General features: G+C 46.9%; 11 protein-coding genes. All 11 read right to left on the bottom strand.

From position 1 onward, the window contains the following. Window positions 1-18: 18 nt before the first annotated feature. The gene (locus GT575_RS00365; RefSeq protein ID WP_161171254.1) at window positions 19-3828 is read right to left on the bottom strand and encodes an EAL domain-containing protein; all 3810 of its coding nucleotides are present in this window, start codon (window positions 3826-3828) and stop codon (window positions 19-21) included. 108 nt (window positions 3829-3936) lie between these two features. Beyond that, window positions 3937-4104 carry a serine dehydratase beta chain gene (locus tag GT575_RS00370; protein WP_082431301.1) on the bottom strand — a complete coding sequence of 56 codons (168 nt, stop codon included), beginning with the start codon at window positions 4102-4104 and terminating at the stop codon, window positions 3937-3939. A 134-nt stretch (window positions 4105-4238) separates the two neighbouring features. Further along, window positions 4239-6563, bottom strand: coding sequence for an alpha-galactosidase (locus GT575_RS00375; RefSeq protein ID WP_161171255.1), 2325 nt, complete (start codon window positions 6561-6563; stop codon window positions 4239-4241). 386 nt (window positions 6564-6949) lie between these two features. Beyond that, window positions 6950-8647 (bottom strand): alpha-glucosidase, encoded by a 1698-nt coding sequence (locus GT575_RS00380; RefSeq protein WP_161171256.1) that lies wholly within the window; start codon window positions 8645-8647, stop codon window positions 6950-6952. 9 nt (window positions 8648-8656) lie between these two features. Further along, window positions 8657-9493, bottom strand: a complete 837-nt coding sequence (locus GT575_RS00385) for a carbohydrate ABC transporter permease (RefSeq protein ID WP_004851675.1) — start codon at window positions 9491-9493, stop codon at window positions 8657-8659. Then, complete coding sequence (locus GT575_RS00390; RefSeq protein ID WP_044998090.1) at window positions 9493-10389, bottom strand: carbohydrate ABC transporter permease; 897 nt, start codon at window positions 10387-10389, stop codon at window positions 9493-9495. Before GT575_RS00390 ends, GT575_RS00385 begins: the two co-directional genes overlap by 1 nt. Before the next feature lie 113 nt (window positions 10390-10502). Next, entirely contained in the window at window positions 10503-11981 is a 1479-nt protein-coding gene (locus tag GT575_RS00395; protein WP_161171257.1) for an ABC transporter substrate-binding protein, read from the bottom strand. Window positions 11982-12261: 280 nt separating this feature from the next. Then, window positions 12262-13323, bottom strand: a complete 1062-nt coding sequence (locus GT575_RS00400) for a LacI family DNA-binding transcriptional regulator (protein WP_161171258.1) — start codon at window positions 13321-13323, stop codon at window positions 12262-12264. 111 nt (window positions 13324-13434) lie between these two features. Next, window positions 13435-14925: an AAA family ATPase gene (locus GT575_RS00405; RefSeq protein ID WP_161171259.1), complete on the bottom strand. Its 1491-nt coding sequence runs from the start codon at window positions 14923-14925 to the stop codon at window positions 13435-13437. A gap of 69 nt (window positions 14926-14994) precedes the next feature. Then, complete coding sequence (locus GT575_RS00410; RefSeq protein ID WP_161171260.1) at window positions 14995-16524, bottom strand: MATE family efflux transporter; 1530 nt, start codon at window positions 16522-16524, stop codon at window positions 14995-14997. Beyond that, a complete protein-coding gene (locus GT575_RS00415) occupies window positions 16517-17737 on the bottom strand; it encodes a MalY/PatB family protein (protein WP_161171261.1) in 1221 nt (406 codons plus the stop codon). The genes GT575_RS00410 and GT575_RS00415 overlap by 8 nt, the downstream gene beginning before the upstream one ends. Window positions 17738-17971 lie beyond the last annotated feature (234 nt).

Below are 17971 nucleotides of genomic sequence, written 5' to 3' on the forward strand. Positions count from 1 at the left end.
CCTTTATACTCCTTTGAATTAATAACGCTCTACTACCTTGCGCTCTATATTCTCATTGTTAAGCATGAACATGTATCTTCCATTCACCAGACGTATGTCCTGCTCTGCCGCGGATATATCTATGTTCAGTGAATTCCTGACAACCACATTCAGATCTGCATTATTGTTGGACAGCATGCCTGTGCCGTCTCTGCTTCCAAGTGCGAAGCACGCTTCGCCCTGAACCGCCAGCCTTGAGTTGGCGTCCGTCATGCGTATGTCTGCTATTCCATGGTCAGATCCCATGGCTATACACGAATTGCCCTTAAGGTTCATGTCCACATGTGCTCTGCTTATATCTACGCTGCATCCATCTCCGTCCAGGGTTCCGACCGCCACGTATCTGTTGCCCGATCCTCTGAGCGATATGGATGTGTTCTTTATCGCGATATCTGCATGCTGGCTCACCGAGCCGATGGCGACTCCATTTGCAGCCTCATAGGTTATGTCTATGTCCGCCTGCAGGAGATTCAGATTCACCGGGGTGCTTATGCTTCCAATAGCAACTCCGTTCTCGCCGTTGATATACAGGTCGTATCGTCCCTTCTCTATACGTATATCTCCTCCGAGTCCGGCGCCTATTGCCACTCCGTTCACACCGTTTGTTTCTATATTAATGGCGCCCTCCTGCTTGAACTTCATGACTCCATGCTTTGAATTAATGTCATTGCCTATTCCGTAATAGCTGTTACCGTTGACGCGGATCATTATATCCCCATCTCCGATAAATGTCACTCTGGACGACTCCGGTATCTTTATTCCGCCATTCCTACAGAAATTCTTACCCTCAAGCATGATGTGCAGATCCGTATTCTCACCGCAGTCTATACAAGGCTTGTCACGGTCGCCCGAGAAGCTTACATTCTGCAGCACTATGGTTCCGGTGAAACCATCCTTTATCTTGAGTGTCATATCTGACTTGAAGCCCTGTGCGCCGACTATGCGAACATTGTTGTCGCCACCGGCTCTCTGTGCCACAACTATCTTCCTGATTCCCCGGGATGTGAGCTTCAGAAGTGATGCACTTCTCTCATGCTCCATGACAAATATGCTGCTGTTCTCAGCCACCTCTTCCTGTTGGTTGTACTGAACTATCTCATTCACAACCTGTGGGGATATGAGCTGTACCACCTCCGCGTTCGGATGGGCGGTATAGTATCCCTGAATGAGATCCGCACCGAGCTGGATGACGGTCTTCATCTCCTTCGTGGTCTCAACGCCCTCTGCCAGCGCCTTGATGTCGTTGGTCGAGGTGAATTCTATTATATCCTTGACGAAATGCTGTCTGTGTGGGTCTGCATCGATCCCTGTCAGAAGCATTCTGTCTATCTTCACATACTCAGGCATATACCTGAGAAGATTGTTTACATTTGAATAGCCTGAGCCGTAGTCGTCTATGGCGATCTCCATGCCATTTCCTCTGAGGAATGCCTTGAGATCATTCAGTTCCGCATCCGACAGCTCTGCTCCCTCGGTAAATTCTATGACGATGCCTGCACACTGGAGCGTCTTCACCTTTGAAATGAATTCATTTCTGTCCTGTGCGTTGAGCATATGCCCCGGCATGCTGTTGATAAATACCTTCTTGCCCCTGAACATCTCAGGATTCGATGCCACGATCTCCACGATGTTGAACAGTGTGAGTTTTTCCACATCGTACAGTCTGTTCAGTCTCTCTGCACTCTCCAGAAGCTCAGGGGGTGACATTCTCATAGGAACCAGTATCCTCATAAGTGCCTCGTATGCAAATATGCTTCCGTCACGGGCACTTACTATAGGCTGGAAATGATATGTAAGCATGTTGTTGTCCAGTATCATAGCTACTATCTCATCTCTCTCCAGATCCCTGTTCGTTATCGTCGCTTTGTTGCGTCCCTTGGCATTGTTCTGTTCTTTTATGCGGTTCTTCTGGTTGACCGCATCGTTGATGAGGGTCTCCAGCTCGGCAGATGACTTGACCAGAGCCTTCTTACATCCGTAATATATACCGAGCTCGTAATCGTCCTTTCCGCCACTGTTTGCCGCCTCAAGCTTCTTCTTGAGTTCCTCGGCTATATATTCTCCCCTTGAGATATCGCCACTCTTTGCCACTGTGGCTATGACGAACTCGTCATTTCCCATCCTCATGGATATCTCGTATGGGGTAAGTATCTCATTTATCGACTGGGCAACATAGCTCAGGACTCTGTCACCCTCTGTTCTTCCGTAATTGCTGTTTATCTGGCGTGTATTCTTCAGATCCACCGCCAACACAAGTATCTCGGACTTCTCTTCAGCGGCCTGGACTATCATGTCATTTGCCCTGCCCATGAAGCCTCTGAAGTTGTACATTCCGGTGAGACCATCTCTTATCTGATCCGCCTCAAGCTTGTTTAGAAGTACATTGAGTCCCTGATGTCTTGCAAATGACTCCATGTCCCTGGCAACCGTCTTGATCCAGGATCTGTATACATCTTCGTACACCCTCGGCTCTGCACCGTAGTTCACCACTGCATAGCCAAAGCTTCTGTCCTGGAAGAACAATGGTGTAAATATGAACGCTGTAGGATAATCCCTGTCCTCGTACAGCTCCGGCAACAGCTTCGCAGACTCGAATACGTCGTCGTAGCGTATGTGTCTCTCTTCTTTTTCATCCGGGCCACACTTTATCAGTCTGTATACATGATCTGTGTAACCGTGGCGAAGTGCCTCATCGCCGGTCATGACCTCCGGATTTCTCCAGTAGTCGTTCAGGCACAGATGGAAGCTCTCAAATGGTCTTATCTGGTACACGTATTCCGACACGGTGTCGAAGAATGACTCCACGCTCGTCTGCGCCACAAGGTCATCCGCCATGTTGTTGAAGCAAGAGTAGAAGCCGGTCTCTGAGAGGTCTGTCTCCCATTTGTCTCTTCTGATCCTGACTGTCTCTCGTTCCCAGCCCTCACAGCCACAGGTTCCACCTATGTACAGCTCCACGTTGGACTTGAATTCCGGTACGTCATGTCCGTTAAGCTTTGCATCTATATATTTCATACAGTAGTGCCCGCAGTCATCCGCCGGTATGTCCGCAGATGTGATCGGAACAGGACTGTTTCTTCCGTCTTCTATGGAGTCATAGCCCACCACGGCTATGTCCTCGGGAACTCTTATTCCATATCTGTCAAATGCGGTGCACACTCCGATGGCCATACAGTCATTTGCACATACGATGGCATCCGGCAGATGCTCCTTATCCTTCACAAGCTCGTCCACCATGTAGTCGCCGCTGTCGTACCAGTATGTTCCATAATATATCATGTCGTCCGTAACCGGCAGGTTGTGCGCCTTCATGCTGTCTATGTAACCGGCGAGTCGCTGCTTGGAGTGTATGTGCTCTTTGAGTCCGCCCAGGAAATATATATTCTTGTGTCCGTGAACCTCTATAAGGTGATCCACGAGTTTTACTATAGGGGTATAATGATCCATCATGACCGTTGGGAATATGTTATTCTCTTTGTCGACTACCACTACCACACCATTTGCAAATTCTGACTGCAGGCGCTTCTCCAGCTTTTCTACGACTCCCGGAGTCTGTATGGTGTCCTGACACAATACCACAGCATCAAAAAGGTTAAAATTAATAAGGTTGTAGATGTTTGAATCTCCAACCTCCCTGTCTGTTGAATCCTGGTACTTCAAAAACATGGAAAATATGCAGACATCGTAATTCATATCATATGCCTGCTTCAGAAATCCCTGCATGAAGCGATTCTGTGTACTCTCTTCAACCTGTGCTGTTATAACGCATATTCTCTTCCTGTTGCTCATCTGATCATCCCCAACTGCATTTTTAAAACATTCTTTATGCAATTATATCATGTTTGCAGGCTAAAAAAAACCTTATTTATGCAATTTGACAAATGCCATAGTTTCTGTCTACATTTTTAGTCTATTTTTCACCTCAAGCGCCATCTGCTCGTCTGCTATGTCCAGGGCATCCGGAATCCTTGTATCATCCGGCAGCATTCCCAGAAGTCCTGCCACTATGGCCTTTCTGGTACCATGCCCTTTGCCGGTCGTCAGAAATAACCCATACAGGCATATCTTAACTGCCTTATTTCAATTATAGACCACGAGTGCGGTTATTTGGAATTTATTATCTTAGTTTTTTGACTCGGATATACTGTCTTTTTTCTTTTTCTGCCCGAAAAAGCAGGAAAATTTTTTCGCAAACCCGCTTACTCTGCCTTGAGCACATAGAGTCTGGAATCATAGTCTCCGCAAGGCATATCCTCTCCGACTATCTCTCCCGCCGATGTGTCGCTGGTGATGAGTCCGAGGTTCATCAGCTCATCGCCATAGCATGATGGGCCTGCGATGACATTGACTGCAGAATCCTCTCCTTTGTCTCCTGACACTTTCTCATATATCAGCTTTCCATCCGGTGTCTTGCTCACTGTGAGCGCCTGTCCCCCGAGCACATTGCAGCTATATATCGCATCAGGATCAAGGCCGTGGAGCTTCATTCTGGTGAAGCATTTGTTCGGTGTGTAGAGTGTTCTGAACCACGCAACGATGGCGGTCTTCTTATCGTCTGATACGACCATCCAGCCGCACTCCTCATTGTCAAATGGACTTGCAAGCCTGTAGAATGTTCCGTACTGGATCACCTCACGGTATGCCTTCATGAACTTGACCTGCTCCTTGACCTCCTCTATCTCCTCGGCTGTGAGCTTGTTCAGATCCAGCTCATATCCAAATGTTCCGAAGTATGCAGCATTTGCACGGGTCTTAAGCGGAGTCTCACGTCTTGTCTGATGATTTGGCACAACCGAAACGTGGCTTCCCATACTGCTGATCGGGTAACACATGGATGTTCCATACTGGATCTTGACTCTCTCTATGGCATCCGTGTCATCACTTGTCCAGCCCTGTGGCGCATAGTAAAGAATGCCCGGATCAAAACGTCCGCCGCCGCTGGCACATGACTCAAAGAGTACATGCGGAAATGTGCTTGTGAGTCTCTCATACAAATCGTACACACCAAGTATGTATCTGTGGAACACCTCGCCCTGTCTGTCAGCCGGAAGAGCCGCACTATAGCACTCGGTGATACTTCTGTTCATATCCCACTTCACATATGACACCTTTGCCGTGCTGAGTATCTTTGCCATCATCTCATATATTCTGTCAACGACCTCTTTTCTGGAGAAATCCAGAACATACTGGAATCTTCCGTGTGAGTCATGTCTTCCCGGAACTGAAAGTATCCAGTCTGGGTGCTCTCTGTAGAGGTCTGAATCTTTATTTGTCATCTCCGGCTCGAACCACAGTCCGAACTTCAATCCTACCTTCTCTATATCCTCTGCAATTCCTGTGATTCCCTCCGGGAGTCTGTCTGGATTTGCAACCCAATCTCCAAGGCCTGCATGGTCTGTGGTTCTGGCTCCAAACCAGCCGTCGTCAAGAACGAACAGCTCAACTCCGCACTCCTTTGCCTTCTGTGCGATGGCTATGAGCTTCTCTCTGGTGAAATCAAAATATGTAGCCTCCCAGTTGTTGATGAGGATCGGCCTTGGCTTGTCTCTCCACTCGCCTCTTGCAAGTCTCTTCTGATACAGCTTGTGGAAGGTCTGGCTCATCTTGTTGAGTCCCTGATCTGAGTATACGATGACTGCCTCAGGAGTCTGGAAATGCTCACCTGTATCGAGCTTCCAGTCAAATGTATCTGGATTTATTCCGGCAAGAATGCGGGCTGTATTTCTCGTGTCAACCTCTGCCTGTATCTTGAAATTGCCGCTGTATACAAGGCTTATTCCAATCGCCTCTCCCTGGTTCTCGTCAGTTGTCTCTCTCTTCAATACGATGAACGGATTATGCTCATGGGATGAATGACCACGGTTACTGCCTATGGACTGTACTCCCTGCTCAAGATCTCTGGTTATTATGTGGCGCTCCCTTGCCCATGCGCCTGAGAGCTGCATCCACTGATAATCAGGATCAGGGAGATCCAGGCACATACTGTAAGCAGTGGTGAGATGTACCGCCTCTGTGCCTTCATTTACATACTCCACACTCTTTGCTATGACTGGTCTGTCGCTCCATATCGTATAGAGCATTCTCGCCTTTATGCCTGTGAGTGAATCCTTCAATGTGACGATCAATGTCTCTGCCTCGTCATCATTCTCTGTGTATGTTGCCGGCAATGCCTCAAGCTTTGGCTTGCCCTCATTTACCTCATGTGATACATATACAAAATCTGATATCCTGCTGCCATTTGACTGAAGTACCTCAACCATCGGTACTCTGTAGTCTGTGGTTCCGTACACAGGAAGCTCCTGCTTCACTGACTCAAGTGAGAACAGTCTGTCATCGTCATATATATACTGGAACATAGGTCTCTGGACAAGCTCCAACAGATGTGAGAAATCCCCTCTGTCCCTTATCGCCTTGCCATAGTACAGATTTCCCAGATGTCCATTGGGGAGCACTGTCATGATGTAGCTTATCTCGCCATTTGTAAGGTGAAATGTCTTTGTTTCTTCGTGAAAAATAATACCCATAAGTGTGACTCCTTTTCTCCATTTATTTGTCTGAGCAGACAACCTCCGTTACGCCTGTGCACTGCGCACCCTCTGCTCTAAAATCTCATGTCTGACTGCTTTTAATACAGTTATTTTAATATCTGGGAATTAGATTTTATATGGAAAAAAGTTGACCAAATATGGTACCGATGATGGTTAAGTTGGGTGATTATTCTGAATTGTGAATACGCTTTGAACATTAAGACATATCTTGCATTTAATGATCCATTCACTTTGTCTATAGATTTGAGCAAAGTATCCCAAAAGTATACAGACAATGAAAAAAACCTGAATACTGATACCAGACCAACTGTAATTTTCAATCAGTCTCCACCAATATTCAGGCTTTTTCTGCCAGCTCCGGTCTACACCGCGTACACCACAGTCTCATAAGGTCTGAGCGTACCATCGTAATCCGCATAATTACCCATAAGCACATCCGCAGTCTCAGGAATTACATAGCCCACATCCTCACCGGTCATGTTGACAACAACATATACCGATCTGTCTGTGCTTTCTGCATTTGCTCCAGTTCCACATGCACACTCAATCTGAACCGGCTTGCGCCTGTACACTATGATTCCTGCATTATCCGTCTCCACATCCTCCAGGTCTCCGTAGATGAGAGTCTGTGTGTACTCCGAGTGATTTCTGAGCTGTATCATCGCCTTATAAAAGTTAAGCACAGAATCCTTATCAGCGCTCTCAAGCTCCACTGTCTGGAGGTCACACTGATTGTTGCATGCCAGCCATGGCTCATGCACTGAGAATCCGAAGTTCTTATCGCTGTTCCACTGCATCGGAAGTCTTGACTGGTCGCGGCTCCTGATATTTACAGATTCCATCGCCTCTGCCTCGCTGTATCCGGCTTCAATGCATCTTGCGAACTGTCCCTTGGAGTTGATATCGTCCAGCTCATCTATGTTGTCAAAATGAGTGTTTATCATGCCAAGTTCCTGTCCCTGATATACAAACGGCGTACCCTTCAGGAAGAAGAACAACGCACCCAGCGCCTTTGCCATCTGTGTTCTGTATTCAGGAATATCACCGGCCGGGAAGTATTTGCCTATACTTCTAGGCTGATCGTGGTTTTCCAGGTAATTTGCTGCCCATCCGATCTTTTTCACAAGTCTCTGATTGGTGAACAGCTTGTCCTTGAATTCCTCTATCGTCCAGTCTCTCTGGTGCAGCCAGAGATCGCCCGGATTGATATCTATATCTGTGTAGCTAAAGTCAAATATCATGGAAAAATGTCCATCTCTCCCAATATATCTGTCCAAATCCTCATTTGGAACTCCAGGAGTCTCTGCGACAGTCACAAAGTCTCCTCTGCCATATGTGTTGAGTTTTAACTCGTGAAGGAACTCATCTATTCCCGGCCTGTTGAGGCAGCATTTGCCAACATCGCATCTGCCGTCCTCGCCGTCTGACGGCATAGGCGGGAATGAGAGGTCTTTCTTGATAAATGTGATGGCATCCATTCGGAATCCTGAAACTCCCTTGTCAAGCCACCAATTCATCATGTCGTAGAGCTCTTGTCTCATCTCCTCACATTCCCAGTTGAGATCCGGCTGTTCCTTCGCAAATGAATGGAAATACCAGCTGCCATCCTCAATCTGTGTCCATGTGCTTCCACCGAAATTAGATCTGAGATCTGCAAGTCCATCTATGTTGTCCTTAAATATATAGTAATTTCTGTATTTGCTGTGTCTGTCCCGGCACGCCTCCTGGAACCATCTGTGCTGGTCTGATGTGTGATTGATGACCATGTCCATGATGATCTTGATGCCATTTTCATTTGCGCGTCTTATAAGTTCATCCGCATCCTCTATGGTTCCAAACTCAGGATTCACATCGTAGTAATCCGATATGTCATATCCGTTGTCCTTCATAGGCGACTTGAAGAATGGACATATCCACACAGCGGTCACGCCAAGATTTTTGAGGTACGGCAATTTCTCAGTTATTCCCTTCAGATCTCCTATTCCATCTCCGTTGCTGTCATAGAAGCTTCTAGGGTATATCTGATAAAATACCGCCTCTTTCCACCATTTTCTGTCCATATTTTATGTTTATCCTTTCACAGCTCCGGCTGAAATTCCCTCGATGATATTCTTCTGAAGTATGATGAATATGATCACGATAGGGATGATGCAGAGAAGTACCGCAGGGAAGATGAGCTCCCAAGGATTTCCGTACTGTCCTGACAGACTCTTTGCATAATATAAGCTCAGCGTGAGCGTCTTTTTGTCGTTATTTCCTATTACGAGGAATGGAAGAAGGTAATCGTTCCATATCCACACTGCGTTTGTGATGACAACTGTCATGGTCGTTGGCTTTAAGAGCGGCATGACAACGTATCTGTATATCTGGAATATATTTGCTCCATCGAGCATGGCTGCCTCCTCAAGTGACAGCGGGATACTCTTGATGAATCCTCTGTACAGCAGAACCGACATACTGATTCCAAAGCCTCCGTACATGAGGATCAGCCCCGGTGTGTTTTTGAGTCCCAGCTTGTCCATCAGCGATACCAATGGGTACATAACTGACTGGAAAGGTATGAGCATGGCTGCTGTGTATGCGATGAAGAGTATATTTGCCACCTTGGAATCTGTCCTGGCAATTGCCCATGCGGCAAATGAAGATATGACCACGATAAGTGCCACTGCCGCAACTGTTATGAGTACTGTCTGAAGCAGGCTGCTGCCGAGATTTATCTGCTCAGCTGCATTCTTCAGATAGTCCAGATTCCATGATTTCGGGAGAGCTATTGGAGATGCAACTATCTCCTGCTGTCCCTTGAATGAATTGACGATCAGGAACCATATCGGGAATATGGTCACGATTGCCAATACAGCGAGTATAACCACTATGATTGCTCTTTTGATCTTGCCTCTTACTCCCATTATGATTCGATCTCCTTTCTCTTAGTGATCATTACCTGAGCTATAGATATAACTGCAATGATAACGAAGAATATAACTGCCTGTGCCTGTGCCTCTCCGTATGCCGGAGGAGAGCTCTCTCTTACTGTTTTCAGTATCATGTAGGATATCATGGTCGTTCCGAAATTGCCCTCTGTCAGTGAAACGTTGAGATCAAGCATCTTGAAGCTGTTTGCCAGTGACATGAAGAGCACTATCGTAAATGAAGGCATGAGAAGCGGAAGTGTGATCTTCCTGAAGCTTGTCCAGCCCGTAGCCCCATCTATTCTGGCAGCCTCATAAATATCCTCTGAAATATTGTTGAGTCCGTTGAGGTAGATTATCAGATAGTAACCTGCAACCTGCCACACACCAACGATCGCATATGCCAGAAGTGCTTTCCACTGATTCTGAAGCATGTTGTTGAGCACCTCTACGTGTACCACACCGTCTGTTCCGAACAGCGTCTGTGAAAATACATTTTCAAATATGAAACGCCATACATAACCCATGGCGAGCATTCCAAGTACATATGGAAGGAACAGTACCGTTCTGAAAAGTCCCTTGCCCTTGGTAAGCTTCTTGATCATGAGTGCCAGAAGAAGACTGACAACATTCTGTGCTATTACTGCGAGTACAGCATATATGGCCGTGTATCCAAGTGACTGAAGGAAATCCTTCGACTTGAATATGCTTGTATAATTCTTAAGTCCCACCAGTGCATTCCACCAGTGCTCCCCACCTACGAAGTAGGAACCTCTCCACTCGGTGAAGGAGTAGATCACACCCTCTATAAAAGGAACTATGATAACCAGCAGAAACAACACTATAGAAGGCAGAACCATAAACCAGAATTTTCTCTTGTAAAATCTTTTCATAGTTTTTCCTTTCCTACATTGAACACCAGCCATACAAAATTTGCCTTCGGCAAATGGCTGGCGCTACATGTCAGGTTTTCATAGAAAACCTGACACATCCCATTGAACACCGATTACTCTTTGATGCTGTCCTTCCACTTTGTCAGTGCATCTTCCACACCTGTTCTTATAGTGTTCTCATCCCACTGATCAGGATTTGTAAACAACTGCTCCTGAATAGTTGCACCGATGGTGTTGAGTCCCCATGACTCAGGGAAAGCATCGAAGTCATTGCCCATCACAAGGTCATTGCTCATATAGTATACAAGTGAATTGCTGAGCGGATTCTCAAGCTTCTCGCTCTCGTCTGCGTTGAATGGGACAAATGCGAATTTGTTTGTGATGTAATCTTTTCCTGTATCTGATGTGTAGAGCCATACAAGGAAGTCCTCAGCGGCTTTCTGCTCCTCTTCTGAATCCTTCTTGTTGATAACGTAATACTGTGAAACGAACTCAGGGATTGAGCTGTTCATCTTGTCAACTGTAACGCCCTCAGCTGAGATGTCACTCTGCTCAAGGTTGACCTTCATTGGGAGCATCGTAAGTCTTGATGCCTTGTCTGCATCCACACCTGCGATGGTTCCGTATACCCAGTTACCCTGCTTGATGAACATTGCCTTACCCTCGGCAAATGTCTGAACTGCCTGATCATATCCTGTCACTGTTGAGTTGATGTACTCTGATCCACGCTCTACCTTGCCGCTTGGTCCTGCTGTGTAGCTTGAAAGCATATCGAGCTCCTGAACCATCTTTACAAGTGGCTCCTCAAGCTTATCAACATCTTCCTTTGTAGCTGCTGCCGTTGCATTGTAGTTAGGGAATACTGCATTCAGTGCGTAGTTTGTATAGTGGTTTGCATATGTCCACTTCTCTGCGCCTGCGATTGCAAATACTCCGTTCATGTTCTCTGTTGTGGCTGTCTTGTCCTTTGCCGTGGTGTATGCATTGCCTGAAAGTGTAACCTTCTCGCCACCCTTGCCGTTTATGTAATCATCGATTGCCTTGATCATGCCTGTGAACTCTTCATAATTGGCACTTCTGTAATCAGCGACAAATGCGTCTGCGCTGTCAAGTCCAAATACATCACATATCATCTGCGTATCTGCGATAAGTCCGTAACCCTCTACGTTGTAAGGGATTCCGCAGCTTGCTCCGCTCTCATCTGCGAGCTGCATGCTCTCTGGAATTGAATCGTAGATTGACTTTAATTCTTCATTATTTACTGATGTTGATGGAAGTACAAATCCGCCCTCGTTCCACTCTGTGAACTGTGCCTGATTTATCGCGTACAGTGTAGGATAGTTCTTGGAATTCATCTCAGATCTGAGTGTCTCCATGGTCTCCTGTGTACCACATGTGTAAACCTTAACCTTAACTCCTGTCTCTGTCTCATAATCCTTGCACAGATCCTGGATACTGTCTGCGATCTCGGACTTTGTGTTGTAAATATACAGATCGTAATCCTTCTTTGCTGAACCACATCCTGTCATGGATGCAAGTCCCAGCATCATAGCTGCTGAAAGTGCACATGCTACTAATTTCTTTGCTCTCATAACCTTTTCTCCTTTTCTTGCTTTGAATTTTCCCTCTTGTTAATTCTCGCTATCATTCATATTGTTCCGATAAAACACATTTCATAAGCGCTTAAATGAAACATGTTTCATTTGCATTAAGATTATCATATGAAACATGTTTCGTCAATAGGGGATTTATAGATTTTTGTATTTTGTGCTCTTAGTAAGTTTTTTATGTTTTGTACCCGCATAAAAAAGAAGTTCATGATTTTTGAGTGGCACCTCATTTTCTCTTCATGAACTTCTTTTCGTAATCATACTATAAAGTTGTATCGCCTTTTTCTACGCTCACCGGAAGTAGTATAAGATTTCCGTCTATATGTGTGTTTCTCTCTTTTACGCTGTCGATCTGATCTGCGGTTGCACTTTCACCCTGTCCTTCGGCATCATCTTCCTCCTCCGGTCCGTCGATCATCTCCATAAGCTGGCGTACTGCCTCCTGGGCGATCTCCTTGTACGGCTGATGTATCGATGTGAGCCTTGTCGTGCTGGCGTTGGTTATGTACGTTCCGTCGTATGCCACGATCGCCAGGTCATCAGGAATCTTTTTGCCTATGGCAAGTGCTGCCTTGAGGAATGCTATCGCTGGCATGTCTGCGGCAAATATTCCGTCCACGTCAGGATACTCCTCCAGTATGCATTTTGCCATCTCAAAATATCCATGAAAATCAAAGTCGTTCCACTGTATTGGAACTCGTCTGGATTTTATCCCATTCTCGGCAAGGACTCTATCTAGTTCCTCATGGCACTCAAATGACATGATATTCTTATCTACCTTGATTCCTGATATGTGGATGACATATTTGCATCCACTGTTTATAAATTCCTGGGCAGCAAGCTGTCCGCCCATCTTGTGATCCGACACTACGACAGGAAATTTGCTGCCAACCTTATAATCCAGCATGACCATCGGCTTATCTATCTTCTGGTATTCCTTCGCCGTACATGCCGACGTTCCGCATATGATCCCATCCACGATGTTGGACTTTAACAGCTTGAAACACTCCTTCTCCCTCTGCTTGTCATCGGATGTTGAAAAAAGCATAAACTTGTATTTCTTCTCATAAAGTATCTTTTCTATCTCCGATGCCAGTGATGAGAACCATGGGTGCTGGATATTTGGAACCAACATCGCAATGGAGTTTGATCTGCCCTTGAACATGCCTCGCGCAAGCTCATTTGGAACATAATCCAGTTTCTTCATCGCATCTTCTATCTTCTTCTGAGTCTCAGGTTCAACATTTGCCGTGCCGTTGATAAGTCTCGACACCGTGCAGATGGCGACCCCCGCCTCCTTCGCAACGTCTCTTATACTTGCCATATATAAATATACTCTCCTTATGAATTTCAGACTGTAGTCCATGAAACTTGTTTCATAAGAAGAGTATACCATAATACTTTCCGTAATGTAAATTGTGTAATATGACGATAATCAGCTCAAAAGCTCCTCTATCATAGCTCCGTCAAATGTCACGCTCTGAACGTGATTTACCTCGATCTGGTAAAGCGCATGTGCAACTATGTGCTCTGCAGCCTGCTCTATATCTCTGATTCCGGTCACGCCGTCGCACTTCTTGATGACAGCATCCACGCCGTCTGGAAGGATGATGCACTCGCTCCCTTCAAGTCCGATGCGCTTGAGCACCTTCGGCAGAACAAATTTGTTGAATATCTCCTTCTTCTCATCCGGGGTGTAATCCGGTATGTCTATAACAGCAAATCTCGACATGATCGGCTTGCTGATGTTCTCCTTGTCATTTGCCGTCGCTATAGGATACACGCCATTTGTCGGGATCATGCACTCCATGTAGTTGTCGGTGAATCCCAGGTTGTCCAGCAGTGTCAGCAGTACATCCGCAGGATTGCCGTTGCCCTTGCCGGAATTTGCCTTGTCCAGCTCGTTGATGATGAATACGAGGTTAGATTCTCCAGCCTGTGAAAATGCCTCCATGATGATTCCCGGCTTGGCATTGGAATATACTCTTGAACTTCCTGTAAGCTGTTCCGGATCGTTGATGGAACTCATGTCAAGGGTCGTCCATGGAAGTCTGAGTATTCTCGCAACCGCATAGGCTATCTGTGACTTTCCTGTTCCGGCAGGTCCGCAGAGCAGAAGTCCATATGCAGGAAGTGTATGTGTACGGTTGATCTGGATGATTGTCTCGATGATCCTCTGCTTTACCTTCTCCATTCCGTAGAGTTCCTCGTCCAGTATCCTTCTAGCCTCTTCCGGATCTATCGCCTCAAAGTAATTGCTCTTCCATCTGATGTTCATCGCCATGGAAAGTGCTCTCTGGGCGTGGCGTCTCTCCTCCGGTGATACCTCGCTGGATCTCGCAACCGCAAGATTTCTTCTGGCCCACAGCCTTATATTGTCAGGAAGTGTTCTTCCGGCGCAGTGCATGAAGTCAATGATGCTCTGCATGCTCGTGAGCTTCATGTCATCGCCCAGTGCCTCTTCCTCTTCTTCCTCCTCGGATTTCTCCTCTTCTGAAGGGGCGTCGCTGGCAAGAAGTCTCTCTATCATAAACTGCAGGAATCCATCATTTGCCGAGAGCTTTGATCCGCCGCCGAACTCGGTCTCCCTTATCTTGTATACCGCATAACCCTCCGGTCTGTTCTCTCCCGACAGACGGACGTTGATGTGATTCTCGCCGAGCCATTTGAGAAGGCTTACAAATCTCGCATCTATCTTCAATATGTCTGCGGACTGGACTCCGTCTACCTCGTCAAATTCAAATGCTGTTCTCTTGATCGGATTGGTGAACTTTCCGCTGGAGTGGTGAGCCCACTTCCTGGTCGTGTTCTCAAGGATCATGATCGGCTTCTCCGCTGTTGCTGTAGACTCCGAAGACTGAAACGTCTCATATGTAACTATGTTCTTATTCTTGTTGTCACTTCCACTGAAATCAAATACTGGCATATTTTCCTCCCTGTTTAACGATGTTTTATTGCAAGTTTAATCATGCCTTGCAATTATAAAACATCATATTTAATGTTCGTCAAACACCCGCATCCATCTTTCCCGTTTAAGCCTTGTGGTGAACAGGATTCCTCTGAAACAGAGCTCCACGCACATGGCGATCCATACACCGTAGAGACCGACTCTAGGTGCAAGTATGGCTGCAAGCGGTATCCGCACACACCACATACTTGCAAAGTTCATGCAGCTTGGGACCAGAGTGTCCCCGGCTCCCCTGAGTGCTCCCGATGCAACTATGGATGCGGCATAAAATGGTTCGGCAAATGCCTCTATCCTCAGCACTGCCGCCCCAAGATTTCTTATCTCTTCGTTCGGTGTCAGCACACCTATCATGGACGGAGCTGCTATGTACATAAGGACTCCGCCAATGGTCATAACCGACACACCTAATCCCATTGTAATCCATGCCATTCTTCTGGACAACTGTTTTTGTCCTGCTCCCACGCATTGTCCCACAAGTGTGGTTGATGCCGCCTGTACTCCGTACCCCGGCATGTAACAGAAGCTCTCCGCAGTAACCGCAAATGAGTTGGCTGCGATGGCTATCGTTCCAAGCGGTGACACGATCTTTGTGGACATGACATACGCTGAGCACATGACCATCTGCTCAAGACCCACAGGTGCTCCAATCTTCACCGCCTTGGCAAGGGTATCCCTGTGAAATCTTAAACGTTCTCCCTTTCTTAAATGGAGTGTCCTGTTCTTCCAAAGAAGTGCAGTGACCATGATGGCACAGGTAACTGCTTCAGCAGTGATGGTTCCAAGTGCCGCCCCAGCAACGCCAAGTCCAAGTCCCGGCATGGTAAATGTCAGTCCATTCATCGAGGTTTCAGACTGCACAAGTGTTGACAAATGGGAACCAAAGGCTCCTGCCTGAACCGTTCCTGCCATCTGAGAACCAGCCAGCCTTACGCTGGATAAAAACGGAATACTTAAATTTACAATTCTTGTCGGAAATATAAAGAACAAATTAAAAATCACATCCATCACACAGCACATGACATTCAGTATACCTGGGAGTCTCATATTTCCGGAGCTCTGGTGCATACCGCCCGCTATGCTGTTCATCTGCAGAGCAGGAAGTCCCAGCATATACACAAGGAAATACTGGCTTGCCATCTTCTGTATAGCAGCTTCACCGCCGAGCCAGCTCGGAAGCGGTGTGCTTATAAGTGCTGCAATGAGTGCGAGTATGACGCTTATGCACAGGGCTATTATGAGTCCCTGTTTCATGATATTTCTGGCAGATTTATCCTCACCGGCCCCCACAGCCTGGGCTATCTGCACAGTAAATCCTGTAGTCACCGCAATGCATAGCCCGCCAAACAGCCATGTCGTGGACGAAACAAGTCCGATGGCTCCCGATGCATTTGCACCAAGACGCCCCACCATGGATGCATCGATGTACTGCATGACAATGGACGAGATCTGGGCAAGGATCGCCGGGATACTGAGCCTGACCGTAAGTCCTATCTGCTGGGATGCGGTCATCGACTTTCCAGATATCATGTCCTTCAGCAAGTTTTCACTGCTACTCATCTATATCTCCTTTTTTAGCCGCATTGTCTATGTTTACCATCTCTGCGTTCATTTTTCTGAATGCCGTGGTTCCCTCGGCAAGTCTCTTCATGCCCTCTTCCACGATCGACCTTGGACATGCGATGTTAAGTCTGATAAATGCCTTTCCGTTCTTACCATATGAAAGTCCCGGCGACATATAGAGTCCGGTGTTCTTCCTGATAAATGCTGAAAGCTGTTTTGCGTTGTCAGTTATCTTACTGCAGTCAAGCCAGAGAAGGTATGTTGCTTCCGAGTACACCACCTTCATGTCAGGGATATTCTCAGATACAAATTTTCTCACATACTGCTTGTTCTCATACAGATACTGCCTGAGACTGTCCAGCCACTCGCCGCCATTTGTAAATGCTGCTATCGCCGCATCCACCGCAAATGCATTTGGCTCGGCTACCTCGTCTGTGTTCAGACCTCTCCACATCTTGTGTCTCAGGAATTTATTTGAAACCACAATGGCCGCAGTCTGGATTCCGGCTATGTTGAAGGTCTTTGTCGGCGCAATACAGGTCACGCTTATATCCCTGCATGTGTCAGATGCCGTGGCAAATGGCACATACTCCTTTCCAGGATCGGTGAGATCGCAGTGTATCTCATCCGAGATGACCGTCACACCATACTTTGCGCATAGCTCTCCCACATGGGCAAGTGTCTCCTTATCCCAGATCTTCCCCTCAGGATTCTGTGGATTGCAGAGTATCATGAGGCTGGTCTGTGGATCTGCAAGCTTTGCCTCAAGATCCTCAAAGTCCATGGCATATCCCTCGCCGTCGTATTTCAGAGGGCTTTCCAATATATTTCGCCCATTGTTGTATATAGAATTAAAGAAAATATTGTAGACAGGGGTCTGCACTACAACATTCTCTGCAGGTGTAGTGAGCTTTCTCACCGCCGTTGATATGGCTGGGATGACTCCGGTGCAGAACACCAGCCAATCCCTGTCTATCGCAAATCCGTGTCTGCTGCCCCACCAGTTCACGTAGGCATCTGCCCACTCGTCCGGGATGATGGAATATCCGAATATTCCGTGCTCAACCCGGGCTGCCAGTGCCTCCCTGATGCACGGAGCCGTCTGAAAGTCCATGTCTGCCACCCACATTGGCAGTTCGTTTTCCGGCACGTCCCACTTCAGGGAGCCTGTGCCGCGTCTGTCTATAACCTTGTCAAAATCAAACTTCATGTTTGTCCCTCCACTTCATGGAGAGATTCCGCGGCTGCTGTGGCAAACGGCTGGCACATATAGAGTGCTCCATCACGTTCGTCTTCCCTCGCCTTGCTTTGCTTCTATCTGCACTGCGCTCTGCAAGCGATAAGTGCGTTGCTTGCGCCGCTCCGGCAAGAAGCAGCAAGGCTCAGTCGACTTCACTACCGATTGAGCAATCTATATGTGCCAACTCGTATCACCACAGCAGCC

It is taken from the genome of Coprococcus sp. BIOML-A2, from assembly GCF_009875795.1.
In the GTDB taxonomy this organism is placed as follows: domain Bacteria; phylum Bacillota; class Clostridia; order Lachnospirales; family Lachnospiraceae; genus Coprococcus; species Coprococcus aceti.

Bases quoted from the DNA above. Each gene is read 5' to 3' on its own strand.
- GT575_RS00365 (WP_161171254.1), bottom strand. From the start codon at position 3,828: ATGAGCAACAGGAAGAGAATATGCGTTATAACAGCACAGGTTGAAGAG.
- GT575_RS00375 (WP_161171255.1), bottom strand. From the start codon at position 6,563: ATGGGTATTATTTTTCACGAAGAAACAAAGACATTTCACCTTACAAAT.
- GT575_RS00380 (WP_161171256.1), bottom strand. From the start codon at position 8,647: ATGGACAGAAAATGGTGGAAAGAGGCGGTATTTTATCAGATATACCCT.
- GT575_RS00385 (WP_004851675.1), bottom strand. From the start codon at position 9,493: ATGGGAGTAAGAGGCAAGATCAAAAGAGCAATCATAGTGGTTATACTC.
- GT575_RS00390 (WP_044998090.1), bottom strand. From the start codon at position 10,389: ATGAAAAGATTTTACAAGAGAAAATTCTGGTTTATGGTTCTGCCTTCT.
- GT575_RS00395 (WP_161171257.1), bottom strand. From the start codon at position 11,981: ATGAGAGCAAAGAAATTAGTAGCATGTGCACTTTCAGCAGCTATGATG.
- GT575_RS00400 (WP_161171258.1), bottom strand. From the start codon at position 13,323: ATGGCAAGTATAAGAGACGTTGCGAAGGAGGCGGGGGTCGCCATCTGC.
- GT575_RS00405 (WP_161171259.1), bottom strand. From the start codon at position 14,925: ATGCCAGTATTTGATTTCAGTGGAAGTGACAACAAGAATAAGAACATA.
- GT575_RS00410 (WP_161171260.1), bottom strand. From the start codon at position 16,524: ATGAGTAGCAGTGAAAACTTGCTGAAGGACATGATATCTGGAAAGTCG.
- GT575_RS00415 (WP_161171261.1), bottom strand. From the start codon at position 17,737: ATGAAGTTTGATTTTGACAAGGTTATAGACAGACGCGGCACAGGCTCC.